Origin of the sequence: Lysinibacillus sp. JNUCC-52, assembly GCF_015999545.1 — a bacterium.
Taxonomy (GTDB): Bacteria; Bacillota; Bacilli; order Bacillales_A; family Planococcaceae; genus Lysinibacillus.
In genome coordinates, this window is sequence record NZ_CP065546.1 from 3,597,761 (window position 1) to 3,616,991 (window position 19,231).

Sequence of the window (19,231 nt, forward strand, 5' to 3'; positions counted from 1 at the left end):
TATGCCATTTATTACACAAGTTTATGCGCGCGAAGTTTTAGACTCACGTGGGAACCCAACAGTAGAAGTTGAAGTATTTACAGAATCAGGTGCTTTTGGTCGCGCAATCGTGCCATCAGGTGCATCTACAGGTGAATACGAAGCGGTAGAATTACGCGATGGTGACAAATCACGTTACCTTGGCAAAGGTGTATTAAAAGCAGTCGAAAATGTTAACACAATTATTGCACAAGAATTAGAAGGTAGTTTCTCAGTTCTTGACCAAGTAGTAATCGACAAAGCTTTAATCGAGCTAGATGGCACAGAAAACAAAGGTAAACTAGGTGCAAACGCAATCCTAGGTGTTTCAATGGCAGTTGCACATGCTGCAGCAGATTATTTAGATGTACCTCTTTATCAATATCTTGGCGGTTTCAACTCAAAACAATTACCAGTACCGATGATGAACATCTTAAATGGTGGTGCACATGCGGATAACAACGTAGACATCCAAGAATTCATGGTAATGCCTGTTGGCGCTGAAAACTTCCGTCATGCATTACGTATGGGTGCTGAAATTTTCCATAGCTTAAAAGCTGTACTAAAAGACAAAGGCTACAACACAGCTGTAGGTGATGAAGGTGGTTTCGCACCAAATCTTGGTTCGAACGAAGAAGCAATCACTGTTATCCTTGAAGCAATCGAAAAAGCTGGCTACAAAGCTGGTGAAGAAGTGAAATTAGCAATGGACGTGGCATCTTCTGAATTATTCAACAAAGAAGATGGCAAATACCACTTAGATGGTGAGGGCGTTGTGAAAACTTCTGAAGAGATGGTGGACTGGTATGAACAGTTAACTTCGAAATACCCAATCATCTCAATCGAAGACGGCTTAGACGAAAACGACTGGGCTGGTCATAAATTATTAACAGACCGCATTGGCGCTCGCGTACAATTAGTAGGAGATGATTTATTCGTAACAAATACGAAAAAATTAGCTGCTGGTATTGAGCAAGGTGTTGGTAACTCAATTTTAATCAAAGTAAACCAAATCGGTACGCTTACAGAAACATTTGAAGCAATCGAAATGGCGAAACGTGCTGGTTACACAGCAGTTATCTCTCACCGTTCTGGTGAATCAGAAGATGCAACAATTGCTGATATCGCTGTTGCAACAAACGCTGGTCAAATTAAAACAGGTGCTCCATCTCGTACAGACCGCGTTGCAAAATACAACCAACTTCTGCGCATCGAAGATCAACTTGGTGCAACATCAGAATACCTTGGTTTAAAAACTTTTTATAACTTAAAATAAGTGAACGGCTAGTATTAGCTTCAGACTATAGACAAACTTGTTTGTCTATAGTCTTTTTTTAACGAATGAATTTTTACTAACAGGGGTCATATTATTCTAAATCGTAAAAATTCACTGCGCTTTCCGCGGGCACGACGTAAGCCGCAACCCTCGCTAGCGCGCGGTTTGTTGCGTCTTACATTACGTGCGTTCCCGCAGGAGTCGCCGCCCTCCACTGCAATAAACTGTTATAAATTGTGTGAGTGCCTGTCACTATTCACTATTCAATTAGTGCGTGATTGAAGTAGAGTGAGCATGGAGAGAGTTCTACAACGTTGATTTCCGTTGCGGGCGGCGCTTTCCGCGGGCACATCGTAAGCCGCAACCCTCGCTAGCGCGCGGCTAGTTGCGTCTTACGTTCCGTGCTGTTCCCGCAGGAGTCGCCGCCCTCCACTGCAATCAACTAGTATAAATTGTTTGAGTGCCTGGCATTTTTTAGGGACTCCTGCATAAATCGGCTTTCTAAGTGTGAAAATCCACTTCGTTTTCCGCGGGCGTGTTGTACGTTGCAAAGCTTGCTACCGCGTGGATTGTTGCTTCTTACATCGTGTGGAGCTTGTCTTATGTGTAAATGCAAGAAAATTCAAAATTGTTTGGGTGCCAGGCACTGCATTTGGGATTTGAATTATTTCTATATTTTTTTGTATAATATCAGTAGCGTAGAGTGAGACTTCTACTTTTTAATTTATGTATTGTACATAGTATTTGGAAAAGTTATACCATTTTGTAATCTGTGTTTGTCATGGGAATCTTTATTTGTTATAATATAGTGTGTTGTGATGTTTCAAAGTTCGGGAGGTGCAGTGGATGCATACAGCAGTATTAATAGCTTTAGTTATCGTATCATTAGCATTGGTTGTCGTAGTTTTATTACAATCTAGTAAAAGTGCAGGCTTGTCAGGTGCCATCTCGGGTGGAGCTGAACAACTATTTGGAAAGCAAAAAGCACGTGGTATGGATTTAATTCTTCACCGTGCAACAATTGTTTTATCAATTTTATTCTTTCTTTTAGCAATCGCTATTGCAAAAATATAATAGTTGAAGATATTCCGCCTAACCTCGACTGGTTGGGCGTTTTCTTTTATTTTCAGTACATAGATGAGCCTAGACGAATAAAGTGGGTATTATACGTATGAAAGATGCTAAATTACGCCAATGTATAATGGATATGGCTATAATAGAGTGAATATGTTTTACAGTGAAGGAGAACTTGCCATGAACAAATCATTATCTCAGCCATTTTTCTTTCAAGCAGGACCGCGTGCAGTGTTATTATTACACGGATTTACTGGTAGCTCTGCAGATGTGCGTATGCTTGGTAGATATTTAGAGAAAAAAGGGTATACTACATTAGCGCCTCATTATAAAGGGCACGGTGTGCAACCTGAAGAACTTATTACAACAGGACCAACTGATTGGTGGCAAGATGTTAAAGCGGCGTACCAACAATTACAAGATGCTGGCTATGAGGAAATTGCCGTAGCAGGGCTATCACTTGGCGGTGTGATGGCTTTAAATGTAGCACTTAACAATCCTGTAAAGGGCATTGTAACAATGTGTGCACCAATGACAATGCGCACAACAGACGTAATGTTTGAAGGCGTATTGAAATATGCCAAGGAATATAAAAAATTTGAAGGCAAAACCGACGCAGAAATTGATGCAGAAGTGTCGTTAATCGCTGACAAAGGTATGCCATCATTACAACAACTTCGTGAGTTTATTGCGCAGACTCGAAAAGAAATAGATATGATTTATGCCCCTATTTTTGTCGTACAGGCGACAAATGATGAGGTAATAGAGACAGAATCTGCCAACATTATATATAATCAAACTGAGTCACTAGAAAAATATATCAAGTGGTATGAAAACTCAAAACACGTTATAACATTAGATCAAGAAAAAGATCAATTACATGAAGATATTTATCGTTTTTTAGAAGGCCTAAATTGGGCACACTAAAAATGATTTAGGATTTTTACATGAGGGAGGGTATTAAGTATGACGGACAAAAAAGATTCACTACAAAGTCGATTACTCGAGTTTTTCGGTGAAGAAGAATATAAACCTTTAACCGTTGGAGAAATAGAAGAGGAGTTTGGGTTTGAGGACGCAGAAGAATTTAAGGAGCTCGTAAAAACGCTCGTACGCATGGAGGGGCAGGGCTTAGTTGTACGCTCACGCTCGAACCGTTACGGCTTACCAGAGCGCATGAATTTACTACGTGGTAAATTTATCGGCCACGCAAAAGGATTTGGCTTTGTCGCACCTGATGTTGAGGGCATGGACGATGTCTTCATTCCACCGCACGAAGTAAATGGTGCCATTAATGGCGACATAGTACTTATTCGTGTGTTAAAGGAATCATTTGGCGATCGCCGCGAAGGTACAATTACAAAAGTTGTAGAACGCGGGCAAACGTCATTTGTTGGAACATTCCAAGCAAATAGAGGCTTCGGCTTTGTCGTATTGGACGATAAAAAATTACCAATGGACATTTTCATTGCAAAAGGCGATACATTAGGCGCTGTTGATGGTCACAAAGTGGTCGTTGAAATTGCGACATGGCCAGAAGATTTAAAATCAGCAACAGGCTATATTACCAAAATTTTAGGACATAAAAATGACCCAGGTGTCGATATTTTATCTATCCTATATAAGCACGACATTCCACCAGAGTTCCCAGAAGAAGTGGTCGCTGCTGCACAACGAGTGCCAGATGAAATTTCACCAGCTGATTTAGAGGGGCGTCGTGATTTACGTCATGAGACAATCGTCACAATCGATGGTGCAGATGCAAAAGATTTAGATGATGCTGTAACCGTAACAAAAAATGTAGATGGTACCTACAAGCTTGGCGTACATATTGCCGATGTCAGCTATTACGTAACACAAGGCTCTGTAATAGACATTGAAGCATATGACCGCGCGACAAGTGTATATTTAACAGACCGTGTTATTCCAATGATTCCACATCGACTATCAAACGGTATTTGTTCTTTAAATCCACAGGTAGATCGACTAACGCTATCGTGTGAAATGATTATTGATGGCAATGGTAATGTCATTGCGCATGAAATTTTCCAAAGTGTTATTAAAACGACAGAGCGTATGACGTACAAAGACGTGTACAAAATTTTAGAGGAACAAGATGAAGAACTAATTGCTCGCTATGAGCCACTTGTACCGATGTTTAACCATATGGCAGAGCTATCAAAAATTTTACGCAATAAACGTGAGCTACGTGGTGCCATTGACTTTGACTTTAAAGAGTCAAAAGTGATTGTCGATGAGGATGGATGGCCAGTCGATATTGAACTACGTGAACGAACTGTAGCAGAGAAATTAATTGAAGATTTCATGCTTGCTGCCAACGAAACGGTTGCAGAACATTTCCATTGGATGAATGTTCCGTTCCTATACCGTATTCACGAAGATCCAAAGCCAGAAAAGCTACAACGCTTCTTTGAATTCGTAACGAACTTCGGTATTTTAATTAAAGGTACAGGCAATACGGTGCATCCAAAAGCATTGCAAGATGTTTTATCAGCGATTGAAGGCATGCCAGAAGAACCTGTTATTTCAACGATGCTACTACGCTCTATGCAACAAGCGAAGTACTATCCAGAAAGCATCGGTCACTTCGGTTTATCGACTGATTTCTATACACATTTCACATCACCAATTCGTCGTTACCCTGACTTAGTTGTCCACCGTTTAATTCGCACGTACTTAATTAATAAAGACACGTCACAAGAAACGGTTGCACAGTGGTCGATGGCAATGGATGAAATTGCCGACCATACATCAGAACGCGAACGTCGTGCAGTCGATGCAGAACGTGATACAGACGCACTGAAAAAAGCACAATATATGTCTGATAAAATCGGCGAAGAGTTCGAAGGCATCGTTTCTTCTGTTACAAACTTCGGTATCTTTATCGAGCTACCAAATACGATTGAAGGCCTCGTGCACATTAGCAATATGACGGACGATTACTATCGCTTCGATGATCGCCAAATGATTATGATTGGTGAACGTACGAACCGCCAATTCCGCATCGGTGATGAAGTAAAAGTACGCGTCGCAAACGTTATTATAGAGGAGTCATCGATTGACTTTGAAATCGTAGGAATGGTAACTTCTTATGGAAGAACAAGAAAAGCAACACCTACAGTTATTCATGCACGCAAAAACTATAATGATAATAAAGATGGCCGCAGCAGCCGTAGCAGTCGTTCAGGTTCAGGCGGAGGCAAAGGTCGCCGTGATGATGAAAAACAAAGCCGTGGTGACTCAACTAAACGTGGAGAACGAGGCGGAAGTGACCGTGACCCACGTGGCCGACGCAAAGATAGCTCAAGCCCAGGCCCGAAAAAAGGCGTAAAGCAAAAACAAAAGTTTTACGAAGGCATCGCGAAAAAAGGCAAAAAGAAAAAAACAAAACGTAAATAAAAAATCCAGCGTGAGCAGGCTATGTCCTGCTCAACCTTTGAATTGAGGGTGAACAAGATGGCAAAAGGTACTGGGAAAGTATTAGCACAAAACAAAAAAGCAGGGCATGACTACTTCATTGAAGAGACGATTGAAGCAGGCATGGTACTAACAGGCACAGAAATTAAAGCCATTCGTGCAGGCAAAGTCCAATTACGCGACTCGTACGTTCGAATCACAAGCGGCGAAGCATGGATTAGCAACATGCATGTCAGCCCATTCGACCAAGGTAACCGTTTCAACCACGACCCACTTCGCCAACGTAAATTGCTCTTACATAAAAAGCAAATCGGCGAACTAGTCGGTGCCGTCAAACGCGATGGCTACACAATCATCCCACTGAAGATGTACATTAAGGACGGCTACGCCAAACTCCTTATCGGCGTCGGCAAAGGGAAAAAAGACTACGACAAACGCGACGACATGCGCAAAAAAGAAGCAAAACGCGAAATGGAACGTACCTTCAAAGCAAAAAATCAATATTGATAGATTGAGAGAGCTCACCACGGACTGTGGTGAGTTTTTTTATACTAAGGCCGTTGATTTTCGCTACGGGCGGGCGCTTTCCGCGGGGCACACCGTAAGCCGCAACCGTCGCTGTCGCGCCGCCTGTTGCGTCTTACTATGCGTGCGTTCCCGCAGGAGTCGCCCGCCCTTCGCTACAATCAACTAGTTTCGACTAGGAAGTTAAGTGGGTAGGTACTAACATGGAGAATGCCGCGAAGTGAGGTGTGGATTCCGCGAAGCTGGGTAGATTCGCAGAGCAAGGAGGATGCTCGCGCAACGAATCGTGACCATGATTGTGTACTTGCAGTATTTAATCAATCATAATCGATAGTTAATGAACCTATTAATCTGTCATAAGGCACTATACTTGAAGTACAGCTAGCTTTGTTTTATAATATGAATTGTTAATGCCAGATGTATTGAAGCGTAGTACTACTCTTCAACCGTACTAGAAGCAATTCTAGCTCTTGTTTGATCGATGCCTCGTGCCTCGCATCATATTCAAGGGGACGTTACGGATTCGACAGGGATGGTTCAAGCTTTGGTCGCGCGTCGGAGGTCTCGGCTCCGTCATCAACGGAAGTTATATAATAACTGGCAAACAACAAAACTTAGCTTTCGCAGCGTAAGCTCGTAAGCGCTCTGCCTCTCTATCGCCCATGTAGAGAACGTGGGGCCCAACTTTAGTGGGATACGGTCGATGGTGCCACCTGAGTCACCGGCAAGAGATTTCCAGGTTAGCGTACAGGACGCCTGTTTGTCGGCATAATGCTACGCGAATTGCGAATGGACAAACTACACGCGTAGAAGCTGAAGTATTGGAGTTTCTGGACGCGGGTTCGACTCCCGCCGTCTCCATTTTATGAAATCAAATGATTTCAATAGATGTCAAAACCCTTGATAAATAAGGGTTTTGGCATTTTTTTATTTTCATCCAATTTCAACTGATTGTATTCAAACGTAGTCAAAAACGTATTCAAAATGTATTCAATAATTTTATATCTCAAGATATGAAACAAACTTTTGAATGGCACCTTCTTGAGCTTTTTTCGTAACGTGTGTATAGATATCCATTGTGGTTTTCACATCTGTATGGCCAAGACGATCTTGTACTTCTTTAATTGATGCACCAGCTTCAAATAGAAGTGAGCAGTGTGTATGTCTTAGTCCATGAGGTGTAATTCTCGTTAAAGAATGCTTCTTTATTACACTATACATCCATTTTTGGACTTGAACAGGTTGAACAAATTTGTTTTTTGAATTACTAAATATTAGCTGGTTTGCTTTCATCGTATTGTGACCCAAAACTAGATATTCTTGTTTTTGAATTCTCTTCCACTCTTTCAAGATTGCAATTGTTTCTTCATCAATTTTTATTGTACGAGAAGAACCGGTTTTCGTTGTTTTTAAATATAGCCTCGCACTTTCCCCTCTACCAATAGCTTTTGAAATCGTAAGCTCATTTTCTTTTAAGCTTAAATCATTCCATGTAAGGGCTAATGCTTCACTTTTTCGCATACCAGTGAAAGCAAGTAAACGTAATAGAGCAAATGATTTAAAGTGTAGAGATAACTCGCAGCATTTCAAGAATTCAATCAATTGTTCACGTGTATAAAAGTTTTCATCCTTATCTTCCACTTCAATCAATTTTTTTGTTTTGATTCTAGTTTCGATATGAGTAAATGGGTTCGTTTGAAGATACCCTCGCTTTATTCCAAAATCTAAAACTAGAGCTGCATATGATTTAATTGTTCTAGCTTTTGAAAGCTTCATAGCCCATTCATCAAAATGTTTTTGACAAATATCTATATTGATTTTGTCAATTTTATAGCTCCCCATTGAAGGAAGAATGTGATTTTTAAAATATCCACGTGTTTTTACAAAAGTGCTTTCTTCAACCGTTTTCTCATATTGAACAATCCATAAATCATATAGTTCTTGATAAGATTCGGCACGTACTTTACGATAGGTTCCTTCAGCAACTTGAATTTTGATACGTGAAAGAGCAAGTTCAGCTTCTTTTTTTGTTTTAAATCCACGTCTAGTAGTTCTTTTTTGTTTTCCCGTTAATTCATCAGCCCCTAAATAAATTTGGAACATATATAATGTTTCACCATGCTTATTTTTATAAGGCTGTATTTGTGATGTTTTCTTATTTCTCATATGAAGTCCTCCTATAATCGTTGCGGGGGCAAGATATAAAAGGAGAGGAGTTACCCTCTATCGATATTATAATCGATCAGCATGGTAAATCCTCTCGCTAACAATCAAAAGCTATGATTTTCTAAGAAATGATCGATTTCTTTTCGCGATACGCGTTTAACTCCATCAATTTCTGAAACTTTCAAGCCCATTTCTCGGAACTTCATAAATGTGTTGTAAGAAACACCAGCGTATTTCGCTCCTTCTTTTAAAGACATCCATTCATTTATTCCCATCAATTGCTTGGTTGAAAGTAACGCTTTGTTTATAGCATCGGTAATTATATTTTCTAAATGAGATGAATTATGGTCTAACTCTGAATTTAAATGACTTACTTTCAAGTGTCTCACTCCTTTGTGATTTATCATTTTTCTTTCCTTTTTTCCTTGACTGCATCATGATTCTTTATCAGTTGCTCCGTATACTTTTGTGCTAAATTGTATGACTGGTTGTCCAATTCTATTTTTTGTTGTTTCTCATACCAAGGAAAATCTAATGATAAATTATTCATGTGATTAATGAATTCCTTGGATAAAATTATTGCATTGTTTGAACTAATTAAATCATCAAGTTCAGGATTTAAAGCTACATCAAGCGTACGGACTTGATTAAAGATGGTAGAAAGAACTACAAATATTTCTTTCTTTGAATACTTTTCTTTACTTTTGACGATAACAACTGGTTGTTCAGCCATATTTGATGATTGCCTACTTACTTGAATTTTGATGTGGTGACTGTTTTCTAGTAAAGGGTTGATTCCATTAAGTATCGATTCATTTTCTGATTCATTTTGCTCCTGAATTAAATCATTAACAGGTAATGGAATCAAATCCACGCTATCTGGCAGTTTCGTTTTATAGAAATCATTCGTAAATAACTCTAAATTAGCACCGAAGTCTTTTGCTATTGCTTCAACTACACCGAAATATACATCTTTTGCTCTATCCTTTTCAATCTGAATTAAAGTTGAAGGTGAGATAAGCTGTATACGATTTGCAACACTTTTCCCGCTAAATACGTTGCCATATTCATTTTGTAAAAACTCGCGAATGTATCGAATTTTTCTTCCGAGAGATAAACTCGCAAGGTCAGATAAATTTGTTTGAAGCAAGGTTAACTTTTGCATTTATATTACCTCCATCTTTATATAATAGGTTCATTATAACAGGATGGTTAAAAATATCAATATAGGTATTGGAATTTTTAATTTCGATATGCTATGCTTAATTTCAAGAAAGTGTGGATTTGGAAATGACAACGAAATCTAATATTTTTGATGTTTGATATAACTATCCCTGTTCGTGACCAGAGTGATAGACTTTAAGCCTTATGCACAGAGGTCTCGGGCGCAGAATTTAGGAGTGATTATTCTATGAATTACATTTACAAGGGGGACCTACTTGATAGGGTTTTCGATTCAGATCCGGTTATTAGGCACGTAATGCTCCATGAACACAAGGTGGGTTGTCCTTATGATGGCGTGTATTTTTGTAGTAAAGATTACCCTAGGAAAAGTTTCTTAAATCAAATTAAAGGAAGTCGCAGTGAAAATAGAAGTAAGAATATCTATTTTCGGAATGTATTGATAAGCGAGTACTTTGAAGTATGCTGGCAATGTCTTAATTCTAGCCAATGGATGACAAGAGTACGTATCAATCCTAGTGTTTTAGAAATATCTCCCCACGGAATAGAATTATTGTTATCAATGATATTTGATAATATTCATTCCGTCTTCATACACTCGTTTGATGAAAAGATAGATATAACAACGCTAAGTTTAAGTGAGGTGGTGAGTTCACTTCATGTACCTTACAGTCGAAACACTAATTCGAACTATTTAAACACTGGTACTTATTATTGTGGTAGCCGAAAAGGACAACAATGTAAGATTTATGATAAAGCTAAACAAATGAAGGTGAAAAATAAAACCATCACTAGAATTGAGAAAACTAAAAAGTATTCGACAAATAGTAGACCATCTCTAAATGAGTTTATGCAATGGAAAGATAGTAAGGCTATCACATCTTTGGTGTTGGTGGATGTTTCAAAAATCGATAAAAGGACAGCATTAGGAAAAATAATTCAACAACACAAAACGTTACAAGAAGCATACAACTCAATGGATAAAGCTCTAAGGAGGAAGTTGATAAGACACCCTGCTTATTTAAATCCAAGTATCAATTTAGGGGACGAATTTAATTCTCAGTTAATAAAATGGCATACTGTATCGTCCAAGAATGTAAAGGTAGTTTAAATACTATGTTCATAAAAGGTGGTGAAGATATGAATGTTACCGTTGAAATAATAGATACATTTCCTCAACATGATACTTTTGCAATTGCTAGAGTATCAATTGATGCAGTATTGAGTCTTGTAAACGTTAAATTAAAGCGTGGTAGCAAAAGAAATCAATACATATTAGCTCTGTCAGATACTGAGGGCAAAAATTTGTATGTTGAATTACATGATAATACTCTTGCAGAAAAGATTTTTGATGCATTGGTATATCAGTATGAACATTTTATTTTAGACATGTTCAATAAGGGTATTGATGATATAGAGTTTCAACAACCTGCACGCATTTATGTGATGGAAAAAGATCGCATTGAAATGAAACATAGAAAACGTAATCATACTATCTAATAGGGAAAAATAATTCTTCCAATGTTACAATTAGATAGAGTAAGAAGTTCGGAACGTTTGTTCGTAATAATTTATCTAATTGTACTAAAAATCACATAATTATATTAAAAAGTCGATATTTTGACTGGTACTGGAGGCAAATTTGATTTACCTGATTAAATTAAGCCCAATATACAAAATTATAAAAGAGGCAGCGAGAAGACTCAGCCTCTTTTAGCGTTTTTGTTAGAAGTATCCTTTTTCTTTCATGGACAGATATTTGTTTGAGCCGACGATGATATGGTCGACAATGTCGATGCCGATGATTAAACCAGCTTCTATTAATCGCTCAGTAACTTGAATATCCTCTGGAGATGGTGTCGTGTCTCCCGAAGGGTGATTATGTGACAGGATTGCACTAGCACATGAACGTTTAATAAGTTCTTTCATGATTTCACGTGGATGACAGATAGATGCGTTTAATGAACCAATGAATATTGTTTTACGGAACAATACTTCATTTTTAGTATTTAACCCTAAGATAACAAAATGCTCTTGTTGTAGATGCTGTATATCATTCAAAAATTCATAAGCATCATGTGGTGAGCGAATACGAAAACGTTGTTCAGTAGTAACTGGATTCATACGTGCTAATTGAAGTGTGGCGATGATTTGTTGAGCTTTTGTTTTACCAATACCTTTAATGTTTAATAATTCTTCTTCCGTCACATCCAATAATTCTTGGATAGATGGATAACGAGTGAAGATTTCTGATAGAATGTAGCCATCTTCCTTCTCACGTAATGTCGTTGCGATTAATGATTTGAATGTGTTTTGGTTGATTGTAGTCATAGTTAATTCCTCCGGTTTGTATAAATTTATAAATGCAAAAAGGAGCAGCGTCGACGCCACCCCTTTATGTGTGTTAAATTTGAATTACGATAGAAAGACATGTAGATTCATCTGTGAAATGTATCTACACATACAAAAGCCCATCTACTGCGTTTGCAATGGATGGGTTTTTAGTATTGCGTTAGATGGTTGATAACTGCTTCATTGCCCTGTTGTTGTGCATATTGTAGAAGCAGTAAATCTTGTATGAATTCATGTACTTGTTGCTTCGTCAACAGTGTACTTTTGTCGACAGCGAACTTAATCTTCATCATCTCCTTTGCTACACCATTTGGCATGCCCATTTCCTCGACAATACGATACAACGTTTTTAACTGGTGCTCTGTTGCTAGTGCATCACCTCCTTTACGGTTTGGTTTTGGAAAGTCCTCAATATCTTGTGTGAACAATCCTGATGCCCTAGTAGCTGACAATACAGCGTCAATCAAAGCTCGTTTCTTTGCCATTTTGAGCAATGTATTGACTATTGTAAAAGGATCTTGGAAGCGAAAAGCAGCCTCTTTGCTGTTACATAAACCAATGCCCTCAACTTCGATAACGCCAGTTTCTTTGTTAGACAATGTCACCTTTACCTCATATGAAAAAATACCAATATCCCATTGCTCAATTCGGTTGATGACGTCGACAGTCTTTAAGAAGCCGAATGCATCACAAAGTTTTTCAGCACCAGGTTTCAATAGGGTTGGTTTTGAGAATCCATCGATTGCTCCATAATCGATACCACGTACCATAGACGTTTTCACGAATTCCTGTAGCATATCTATACGCTCCTTTGCTTCTGTGGACGTGATTACTAAATTAGGTAATGTCGACGAAAGTGTTGGAGAAGGCGGTTGAGGTAGTGGGACAACTTTATTTTCAATGTTTTGTTTTTCTTGCATCATTTGCTTCACGCCCCTTAGATTGTTTGAGTAATTGCTTGGATAGTCTAAATAATCGATCTGATATGTTGTTCAATGAATGATTCAACTTTTCATTAAACTGCGAACTATACTTTAGGCTCTTTGCGGTTCCGTTAACTAAGCTACTAGCTATTTTCTGCGAGGTGCTGTTTAGTGCAGCTAATGATTTATGGAGATGTGATTGAAGTTTTACACCATCTGTAAACAAAAAGAAACGATGTCGATCAATATCATAGACTATCGCTTCTACTGTTTTTATTGCTAATGAAATTTTATTTCTTTCTATTACCAAGTCAGACATAAACGTATAGTCATTTCGTTCAATGGCTGCTAATATTTCTTCTTCAATCTCTTGGTATTTTTGTTGTAAATCTTTGTAGATGCGTTTTACTTCCTTAGGTGATACGTCGATGCCGTCTTCTAATTGTGATGAATACTTACGCAATTTCGATTTTTTATTCATTCGTCATTCCTCCGATATTTGTTTGTACTGTTGGTATCCTTTTAACGTCAATTTCATGAGTACGCCTTCATTTGCATGCCGCTTTATTAATAGTAGTCCTTCATCTTCAAGTTGCATTAAAACTGTTGGATGCACTGGAAGCATAACAAAATGCTTTAGAGCTACCCATTTGTTCACTTCCTTTGCGCGTATTAAAACACGTAATAACGATTCATTCATCTTCTTCACCTCCTTTCAATTTTTAGTGCTAATCCCACTACACCTGAATTCGCTGTAAAACAAAAAAGCCGATACATATCCAAATTGGATACATAGCGACTATTGTGTAGAGGGGTGGGGCATGAAACAAAGGAACCCCTATTCATATATTCATGACCAGGTACAGATCAAAAATATATAGATTTTTTTTCTATATAAGGATTTTAATTTTTACTTAATTTATTTTGAATATTTCGCTTGCATTTAGATTCATGATATGTAAAAATATAGTTAAATAAAATCGAAACAAGCGCGAAATAATTTGAGAAACAAACGTAATGATTTTGTGCCAATAAGGAGGAAATATTATGGATAATTTGATGATTCAAGTGGGGGAAAAGTTAAGAAATTTACGTGAAAGTAGAAAAATTAATCTCAGAGATTTAGCAAGAGATATAAAAGTGAACCATACGGCATTGAACAAAATTGAAAATGGCACACAGCGTTTAGATATGGAAACATTATCAAAAATCGTAGCGTACTTTAGCGTGCCAGCCGATTATTTTATTAATCGTTCTTTAAAATTAGAGGATGTTAATGTAATGAACTTTGCCAATGGAAATTTAAATGTGGCCTTTAAACGTCTGCTTGATGAATACCTAATCGAAAAAGGAAAATCTTTTAAAGGAAATGAGCTAGGGCATTTTGTTCGAAATGAATTTGTTGAAATTTTAAATGAGACAATGTCATTAGATGAGAGTAAATACTATGTTAGTGCCTCGGTTGGCCAGGGTGTATGGGCAACGATACCTTGGATATGTTGTTTTGATCGATCAGTATCGACTTCTGCAACAAGTGGTTACTACTTGGTTTATCTTTTCAAAGAAGATATGTCAGGATTTTATTTAAGCTTGAATCAAGGATACACTTATTTCCGTGAAAAGTATGGGGCTAAAGAAGGTCGTCAAAAAATTCAGCATACGGCAAAGCTTATTCGTTCAATGATTGAGGATTCAGATGATTTTAATTTAACAGAAATTGATTTAGGCTCAACAAGAGATTTAGCAGTAGGGTATGAAAAAGGCCATATTTATGGGAAGTACTACGATACTAAAAAAATGCCAAGTGATAGAGAACTTATCTCGGATTTCCGTGAATTATTGGAGGCTTATCAAAAAATCGTTGTATTTATGAATGGTCGTAGTGTAAAAGAGTTTAATGATTACTTACTACTTCAAGATGATTTAGAGTTTTTGGAACAGGATGAGGAGCAATATCAAAAAATAGCGAATGAAATTACAAAGGAAAAATTAATCCCACTGTTTGAATTTGAAGATGAGCCTCGCTCTCCGAAGGATCCAGTAGTTGATGAAGGTGGTAAAGAACGATATCCAAGAAGTGCGAAAGAAGCGGGAGATGCTTTAATTCGTGCGCATTATAAATGTGAAGTTGATCCACAGCATGAAACATTTATTTCTAAAGCATCAAAACATAGTTATGCTGAAGCACATCATTTTGTTGGGATTTCACATTATAAAAAATTTCCTGACGTTGATCTTGATCGAGCAGCAAATATTGTATGTTTATGTCCAACTTGTCACCGTAAAATTCATAATGCTGTCGACGAAGTACGTTTACCAATGATTGAGGCATTATATTACAAGATAAAAGACCGACTAGAACAAGTAGGAATTGAAGTAACGATGACACAGTTGAAAGAGTTCTATAACATTGAGAGTAATGAGGGGTAATATGAAGATTACAATTTTATTAAGAACTAAAGAGGAAGAAAGTTTATATCGAAAAGTGTTACTTAAAATAGGTTCACTACAAGGGGAAGAATTATATATTTGCTCGGGAACATTGACGAATATCAGTGTCGACCCATCTTTATTTAAGTCATTAAAGAAAGGATTTAGCTCAGTTTCTGATCCTAAACTAGTAACTTTGGGTATGAGAGAATCAAGTAAATGTCAGAAACCCCTAGATTGTGAATGTAGTTTTTGTAAATATAAATCTTTAGCCATGTCATTAAAAAGAGAAAGTTTAGCGTCTGGATATTCTTATAAAGCCTTAATGGACAAAGATAAGAAATGGCATTCTAAAATAGCTCTTAAAGTTAGAGATGGGCAAGTTTTAGCGGCAATCATTGGAAGTAGTAATTTAACTATCCCTGCTTATGGACAAAAAGGGGAAAGTTGGATAGGCAAAACTAAAAATTTCCCTTATGAATGTGATGTGCTTATTTGGGACGAAAACAGGATTGGAAATGTATTTGAAAGTGATCCGGATATTGGATTGGATTTTTCTGAAACAGATTTAATTACTGCTACTCCAGACGATGATATTAGACCTTTACTTAATCACCAATTACAAAAAATAAAAGAGCTAATCTCTAAAAATAATTACGTTTTTGATATCCTAAATTAATTTTTCTAGGAGGATTGTAATTATTCGTAATTAAATATACAGTTGCTAAATTAAAGAATACAAATAGAAGCTTTTTTGTTCAAACTTGGTTCATTTAAAGGAAGTTTAGAATTAAAATATAGCACTTCTCAGGAGAAATCCTGGGGAGATTGCTACGTCTATTTGATAAATGAGTTTCAATTTATGTCTACGATAATTGCATTCTTCTTTTTGAAAATTACCTCCCGTTTACAAACTATCGATGACCAGATGGGACAAAATTATTGAGAAAATAGGAATTGGTATGTTTTAGCATGTTATAAGGTAAAAATGATCAAAAATACATCATTGTATCTGTTATCTTAAAAAGAAATAATAGATATAGCTGAATTTATAGACAGGGGTTATTAAATGATTGAGGAACCGATAATTGAATCTATATTAGAAATTTCAGATGAAAAGGGCGGAGATAGCGCTCTTGATGGATTTGAATTTCAAGTATCTAGCGCGATTTATTTAGTGTTTACAGAAATTCTTTCTAATGCCGAGTGTGCATTAATTTATGAAAAAGTAGAGGATTTTATAATTATTAATGATCAAATAAATTTATATCAGGCTAAGAGTTTAAATAAGAATCTAACTCCAAATGTACTTTATTCACCTTCTCGAAAAACAAACTCTGATGACTCAGGATTATCCATTATTGAAAAAATGCATATTAATTACTTAAAAGTAAAAGAAAAAGTCCAGAATAATCGAGTTGTAAGTAATTTAATAATTTGTGAAAACCAAGTCTTCTCAAAATTACTTTCTAAGGAAGTAGAAAATATTGCTGAACTTAAAAAAATTAATTTTACCGATTTAAGTAGTGAAGCGAAATCGGACATTATTTCAGCTACCACATTTGAGGAATATGAATGGGAAAATATTTATGCTCATAGAATTATACCAAAAAGTCGTCATGAGGAAGTAACAAGGATTTTTATAGAGGATGTTATTTCTCAAGTTTTTGGTCAAAATAAAATAAATAGTGCTGCTTTGTATACAAGTTTAGCATTTGAGATTAAAAAGATTCGAAAGAACAAAACGATTTTGACAAGTGCATTTTTGTTGGAAAAAATACCTAGTTTTAGCGAGTTAGATAATCAATTAAACTTTAATGATTATGTTTACTTATTAAATGACATTGATAAAAGAAATATCAAAGTACCAATTAGCTTTATGCAAATTCAAAACAATTTATTAATTAGAAATCATCCTATTCAGAATGATTATACTCAAATTAAGAATTTAGTAACTCAAAATGATTGTGAAAATGTTGATGACATTGTAATGAAAATTGAAACAGAAGATGAATTTACATTAATAAAATTTAGGTTAAAAAGACATGAATTATTAGCACTCATTTTAATAGTAATAGCGAGAGAGGTGATACAATGCAATTAGTTATAAATGAGTTTTCGATATTATCTCCATCAATAGAGAAAGCTTTTAATGAAAAGTTTAGGTCTGGTGTAAATCTAATTGTAGGGGAAAAAGATACAGGGAAATCTACTTTAGCTAGATCTATATTATATACATTTGGTTGTGATGTTAAAGGATTAGATTTGATTACTTCATCACCAAATAATATATACATATTAGATTTTAATATTGATAATGATCGTTATCTCTTGGTAAGACAAAAATTAAAACAGGGAAGAGGTAAAAATTGTTTTAAACTCTTACAATATAAAAATAAAGAATTACTTACTTATTACGATACTACGAGTTTTAAGGAAAAATTAAATGAATTATTGAATATTAAATTATCTACACTTGATAAAAATGGAATAGAAACAAAGTTATTTCCCAATCATATTTTTTTACCTTTTTATACTGATCAAGATAATAGCTGGCAGTCTTATTTAAAAGATACCTTTTCTAATATAAATTTTATTTCTGACTATAAAAAATTGATTTTAGAATACTTTACTGGAGCGAGAAGTAACAATTACTACGATTTAATACTTCGTAAAAATAAATTAAAAAGAGAATTGCAAAATTTAGAAGCAATAATTAAAAGTAAGGAATTAATTATAGAAGAGAACCTTAGGAATATAAAAATTTTAGAAGATATTGATATAAATAATTTTAAAAAAAATTATGAAATAGTATTAAAATTGTTTAATTCAGTTATAGAAACAGAACATCAATTAAAAGACCAATTAAATCAAAATATCTTCGAAAAAAATTCATTGAAAGAAATGGAAGATTCAATTAATAGTTCAATTGAAGTTATGATAGAAGAAAATATGAAAAAAGAGTGTCCAACATGTAATCAAAGCATTTTTAATACAATTGAAGATAATTATAGTTTACAAATAGCTAAACAAAATTTAATTCAAGAACGTGAAAAAATAAAAATGCAATTACATGATGTTCAAAAAAATATAGATAACCTTTTAGAAGAGTTAAACCAGACAGTAATGACAAATAAAGAGTATGAAGAGAAATTGAATGCCAATGCAAATGTAGTATCGATGGCTGAAAGAGCTGATAGTTACGCCCTTTCTAGAATAAATATTCGACTTGAAGAAGAATTAGAGGGATTGCTTGGGGATAAAGTGGGTGTGGAATCAAAATTAGATGTTATAGAAACTTCTTTAAAAGAATTGAACTCCATTGATGTTGCTTCTAAATATAAAAAGCTAATGATAAAAGCGTTTGAAGAGCTTAACATTAAATTTTCTTTTAATAATTACTATAATTCCAATTTAGAATCAGTAAATATAAATTTGTCTGGAGCTTCAAAAGTTCAAGCTTTTATAGCACAATATGTTTCTATATATCAAATGAGCCAGGATAATAAAGAAGTAATAGATATTCCTATGTTTATTGATACTTTTTTAAAAGACGATTTTAATAATATAGAAATTGAAAAAACAGTGTCATTTATATTTTCAAAATTAGAAGACCAACATCAATCTTTCGTTTTTATTTCAAATAATGAGCAAACTTTAAAATCCGTGGAGGGTTATAATTTTGCTAGAATCGATCTAGAGGAACCATTTAATATTTTTAATAAAGGATACAAAGAAATTTTTGAAAGATTTGAATCTATTCTTAAATAAAGATTTAATTCTTTATATTATATTTTCAACAGTTAAAAAAGACGCGCAAATGTTGTTTAATCAAGAATTTGTGCGT

18 protein-coding genes and 1 other RNA gene are annotated in these 19,231 nt (G+C 35.6%); 12 read left to right on the top strand and 7 right to left on the bottom strand.

Features of this window, described 5'->3' with window-relative positions; translation table 11 throughout:
* Position 1 precedes the first annotated feature (1 nt).
* The 6 genes from eno to ssrA all read left to right on the top strand — a co-directional run bounded on the left by eno (position 2) and on the right by ssrA (position 7,195).
* Entirely contained in the window at positions 2 to 1,294 is a 1,293-nt protein-coding gene (gene eno / locus JNUCC52_RS17785) for a phosphopyruvate hydratase (protein ID WP_173479463.1), read from the top strand.
* Positions 1,295 to 2,140: 846 nt separating this feature from the next.
* Positions 2,141 to 2,368, top strand: a complete 228-nt coding sequence (gene secG, locus JNUCC52_RS17790; protein WP_173479464.1) for a preprotein translocase subunit SecG — start codon at positions 2,141 to 2,143, stop codon at positions 2,366 to 2,368.
* Between the two features lie 180 nt (positions 2,369 to 2,548).
* Positions 2,549 to 3,295 carry an alpha/beta hydrolase gene (locus tag JNUCC52_RS17795; RefSeq protein WP_173479465.1) on the top strand — a complete coding sequence of 249 codons (747 nt, stop codon included), beginning with the start codon at positions 2,549 to 2,551 and terminating at the stop codon, positions 3,293 to 3,295.
* Positions 3,296 to 3,334: 39 nt separating this feature from the next.
* The gene (gene rnr / locus JNUCC52_RS17800; RefSeq protein WP_337980453.1) at positions 3,335 to 5,788 is read left to right on the top strand and encodes a ribonuclease R; all 2,454 of its coding nucleotides are present in this window, start codon (positions 3,335 to 3,337) and stop codon (positions 5,786 to 5,788) included.
* Positions 5,789 to 5,845: 57 nt separating this feature from the next.
* A complete protein-coding gene (smpB, locus tag JNUCC52_RS17805; RefSeq protein ID WP_173479467.1) occupies positions 5,846 to 6,313 on the top strand; it encodes an SsrA-binding protein SmpB in 468 nt (155 codons plus the stop codon).
* Between the two features lie 526 nt (positions 6,314 to 6,839).
* Positions 6,840 to 7,195, top strand: a transfer-messenger RNA (tmRNA) gene (gene ssrA, locus JNUCC52_RS17810).
* A gap of 135 nt (positions 7,196 to 7,330) precedes the next feature.
* On the opposite strand, the gene JNUCC52_RS17815 is transcribed toward ssrA, so the two are convergent.
* The 3 genes from JNUCC52_RS17815 to JNUCC52_RS17825 form a co-directional block, all read right to left on the bottom strand.
* A complete protein-coding gene (locus tag JNUCC52_RS17815) occupies positions 7,331 to 8,497 on the bottom strand; it encodes a site-specific integrase (RefSeq protein ID WP_337980454.1) in 1,167 nt (388 codons plus the stop codon).
* A gap of 104 nt (positions 8,498 to 8,601) precedes the next feature.
* A complete protein-coding gene (locus tag JNUCC52_RS17820) occupies positions 8,602 to 8,877 on the bottom strand; it encodes a helix-turn-helix domain-containing protein (RefSeq protein ID WP_337980455.1) in 276 nt (91 codons plus the stop codon).
* 23 nt (positions 8,878 to 8,900) lie between these two features.
* Positions 8,901 to 9,662, bottom strand: a complete 762-nt coding sequence (locus tag JNUCC52_RS17825) for a hypothetical protein (protein ID WP_337980456.1) — start codon at positions 9,660 to 9,662, stop codon at positions 8,901 to 8,903.
* 246 nt (positions 9,663 to 9,908) lie between these two features.
* Here JNUCC52_RS17825 and JNUCC52_RS17830 point away from each other — a divergent pair, with 246 nt between their 5' ends.
* Together JNUCC52_RS17830 and JNUCC52_RS17835 are read left to right on the top strand one after the other, a co-directional pair.
* Complete coding sequence (locus tag JNUCC52_RS17830; RefSeq protein WP_337980457.1) at positions 9,909 to 10,790, top strand: hypothetical protein; 882 nt, start codon at positions 9,909 to 9,911, stop codon at positions 10,788 to 10,790.
* A 29-nt stretch (positions 10,791 to 10,819) separates the two neighbouring features.
* On the top strand, positions 10,820 to 11,179 hold the full coding sequence (locus JNUCC52_RS17835) for a hypothetical protein (protein WP_337980458.1): 360 nt from the start codon (positions 10,820 to 10,822) through the stop codon (positions 11,177 to 11,179).
* A gap of 225 nt (positions 11,180 to 11,404) precedes the next feature.
* Here the strand turns inward: JNUCC52_RS17835 and radC are convergent, their stop codons facing one another.
* The 4 genes from radC to JNUCC52_RS17855 form a co-directional block, all read right to left on the bottom strand.
* Positions 11,405 to 12,010, bottom strand: coding sequence for a RadC family protein (gene radC / locus JNUCC52_RS17840; RefSeq protein ID WP_337980459.1), 606 nt, complete (start codon positions 12,008 to 12,010; stop codon positions 11,405 to 11,407).
* A gap of 170 nt (positions 12,011 to 12,180) precedes the next feature.
* A complete protein-coding gene (locus JNUCC52_RS17845; protein WP_337980460.1) occupies positions 12,181 to 12,954 on the bottom strand; it encodes a hypothetical protein in 774 nt (257 codons plus the stop codon).
* On the bottom strand, positions 12,929 to 13,435 hold the full coding sequence (locus JNUCC52_RS17850) for a hypothetical protein (protein ID WP_337980461.1): 507 nt from the start codon (positions 13,433 to 13,435) through the stop codon (positions 12,929 to 12,931). The genes JNUCC52_RS17845 and JNUCC52_RS17850 overlap by 26 nt, the downstream gene beginning before the upstream one ends.
* 3 nt (positions 13,436 to 13,438) lie before the next feature.
* Positions 13,439 to 13,654 (bottom strand): hypothetical protein, encoded by a 216-nt coding sequence (locus JNUCC52_RS17855; protein WP_337980462.1) that lies wholly within the window; start codon positions 13,652 to 13,654, stop codon positions 13,439 to 13,441.
* Between the two features lie 347 nt (positions 13,655 to 14,001).
* Between JNUCC52_RS17855 and JNUCC52_RS17860 the strand changes: the two genes are divergently transcribed.
* The 4 genes from JNUCC52_RS17860 (at position 14,002) to JNUCC52_RS17875 (ending at position 19,155) form a co-directional block, all read left to right on the top strand.
* Positions 14,002 to 15,384, top strand: coding sequence for an MrcB family domain-containing protein (locus JNUCC52_RS17860; RefSeq protein WP_337980463.1), 1,383 nt, complete (start codon positions 14,002 to 14,004; stop codon positions 15,382 to 15,384).
* 1 nt (position 15,385) lies between these two features.
* Positions 15,386 to 16,063, top strand: coding sequence for a phospholipase D-like domain-containing protein (locus JNUCC52_RS17865; RefSeq protein WP_337980464.1), 678 nt, complete (start codon positions 15,386 to 15,388; stop codon positions 16,061 to 16,063).
* A gap of 390 nt (positions 16,064 to 16,453) precedes the next feature.
* A complete protein-coding gene (locus JNUCC52_RS17870; RefSeq protein ID WP_337980465.1) occupies positions 16,454 to 17,488 on the top strand; it encodes a dsDNA nuclease domain-containing protein in 1,035 nt (344 codons plus the stop codon).
* Positions 17,479 to 19,155 (top strand): AAA family ATPase, encoded by a 1,677-nt coding sequence (locus JNUCC52_RS17875; protein ID WP_337980466.1) that lies wholly within the window; start codon positions 17,479 to 17,481, stop codon positions 19,153 to 19,155. Before JNUCC52_RS17870 ends, JNUCC52_RS17875 begins: the two co-directional genes overlap by 10 nt.
* Positions 19,156 to 19,231 lie beyond the last annotated feature (76 nt).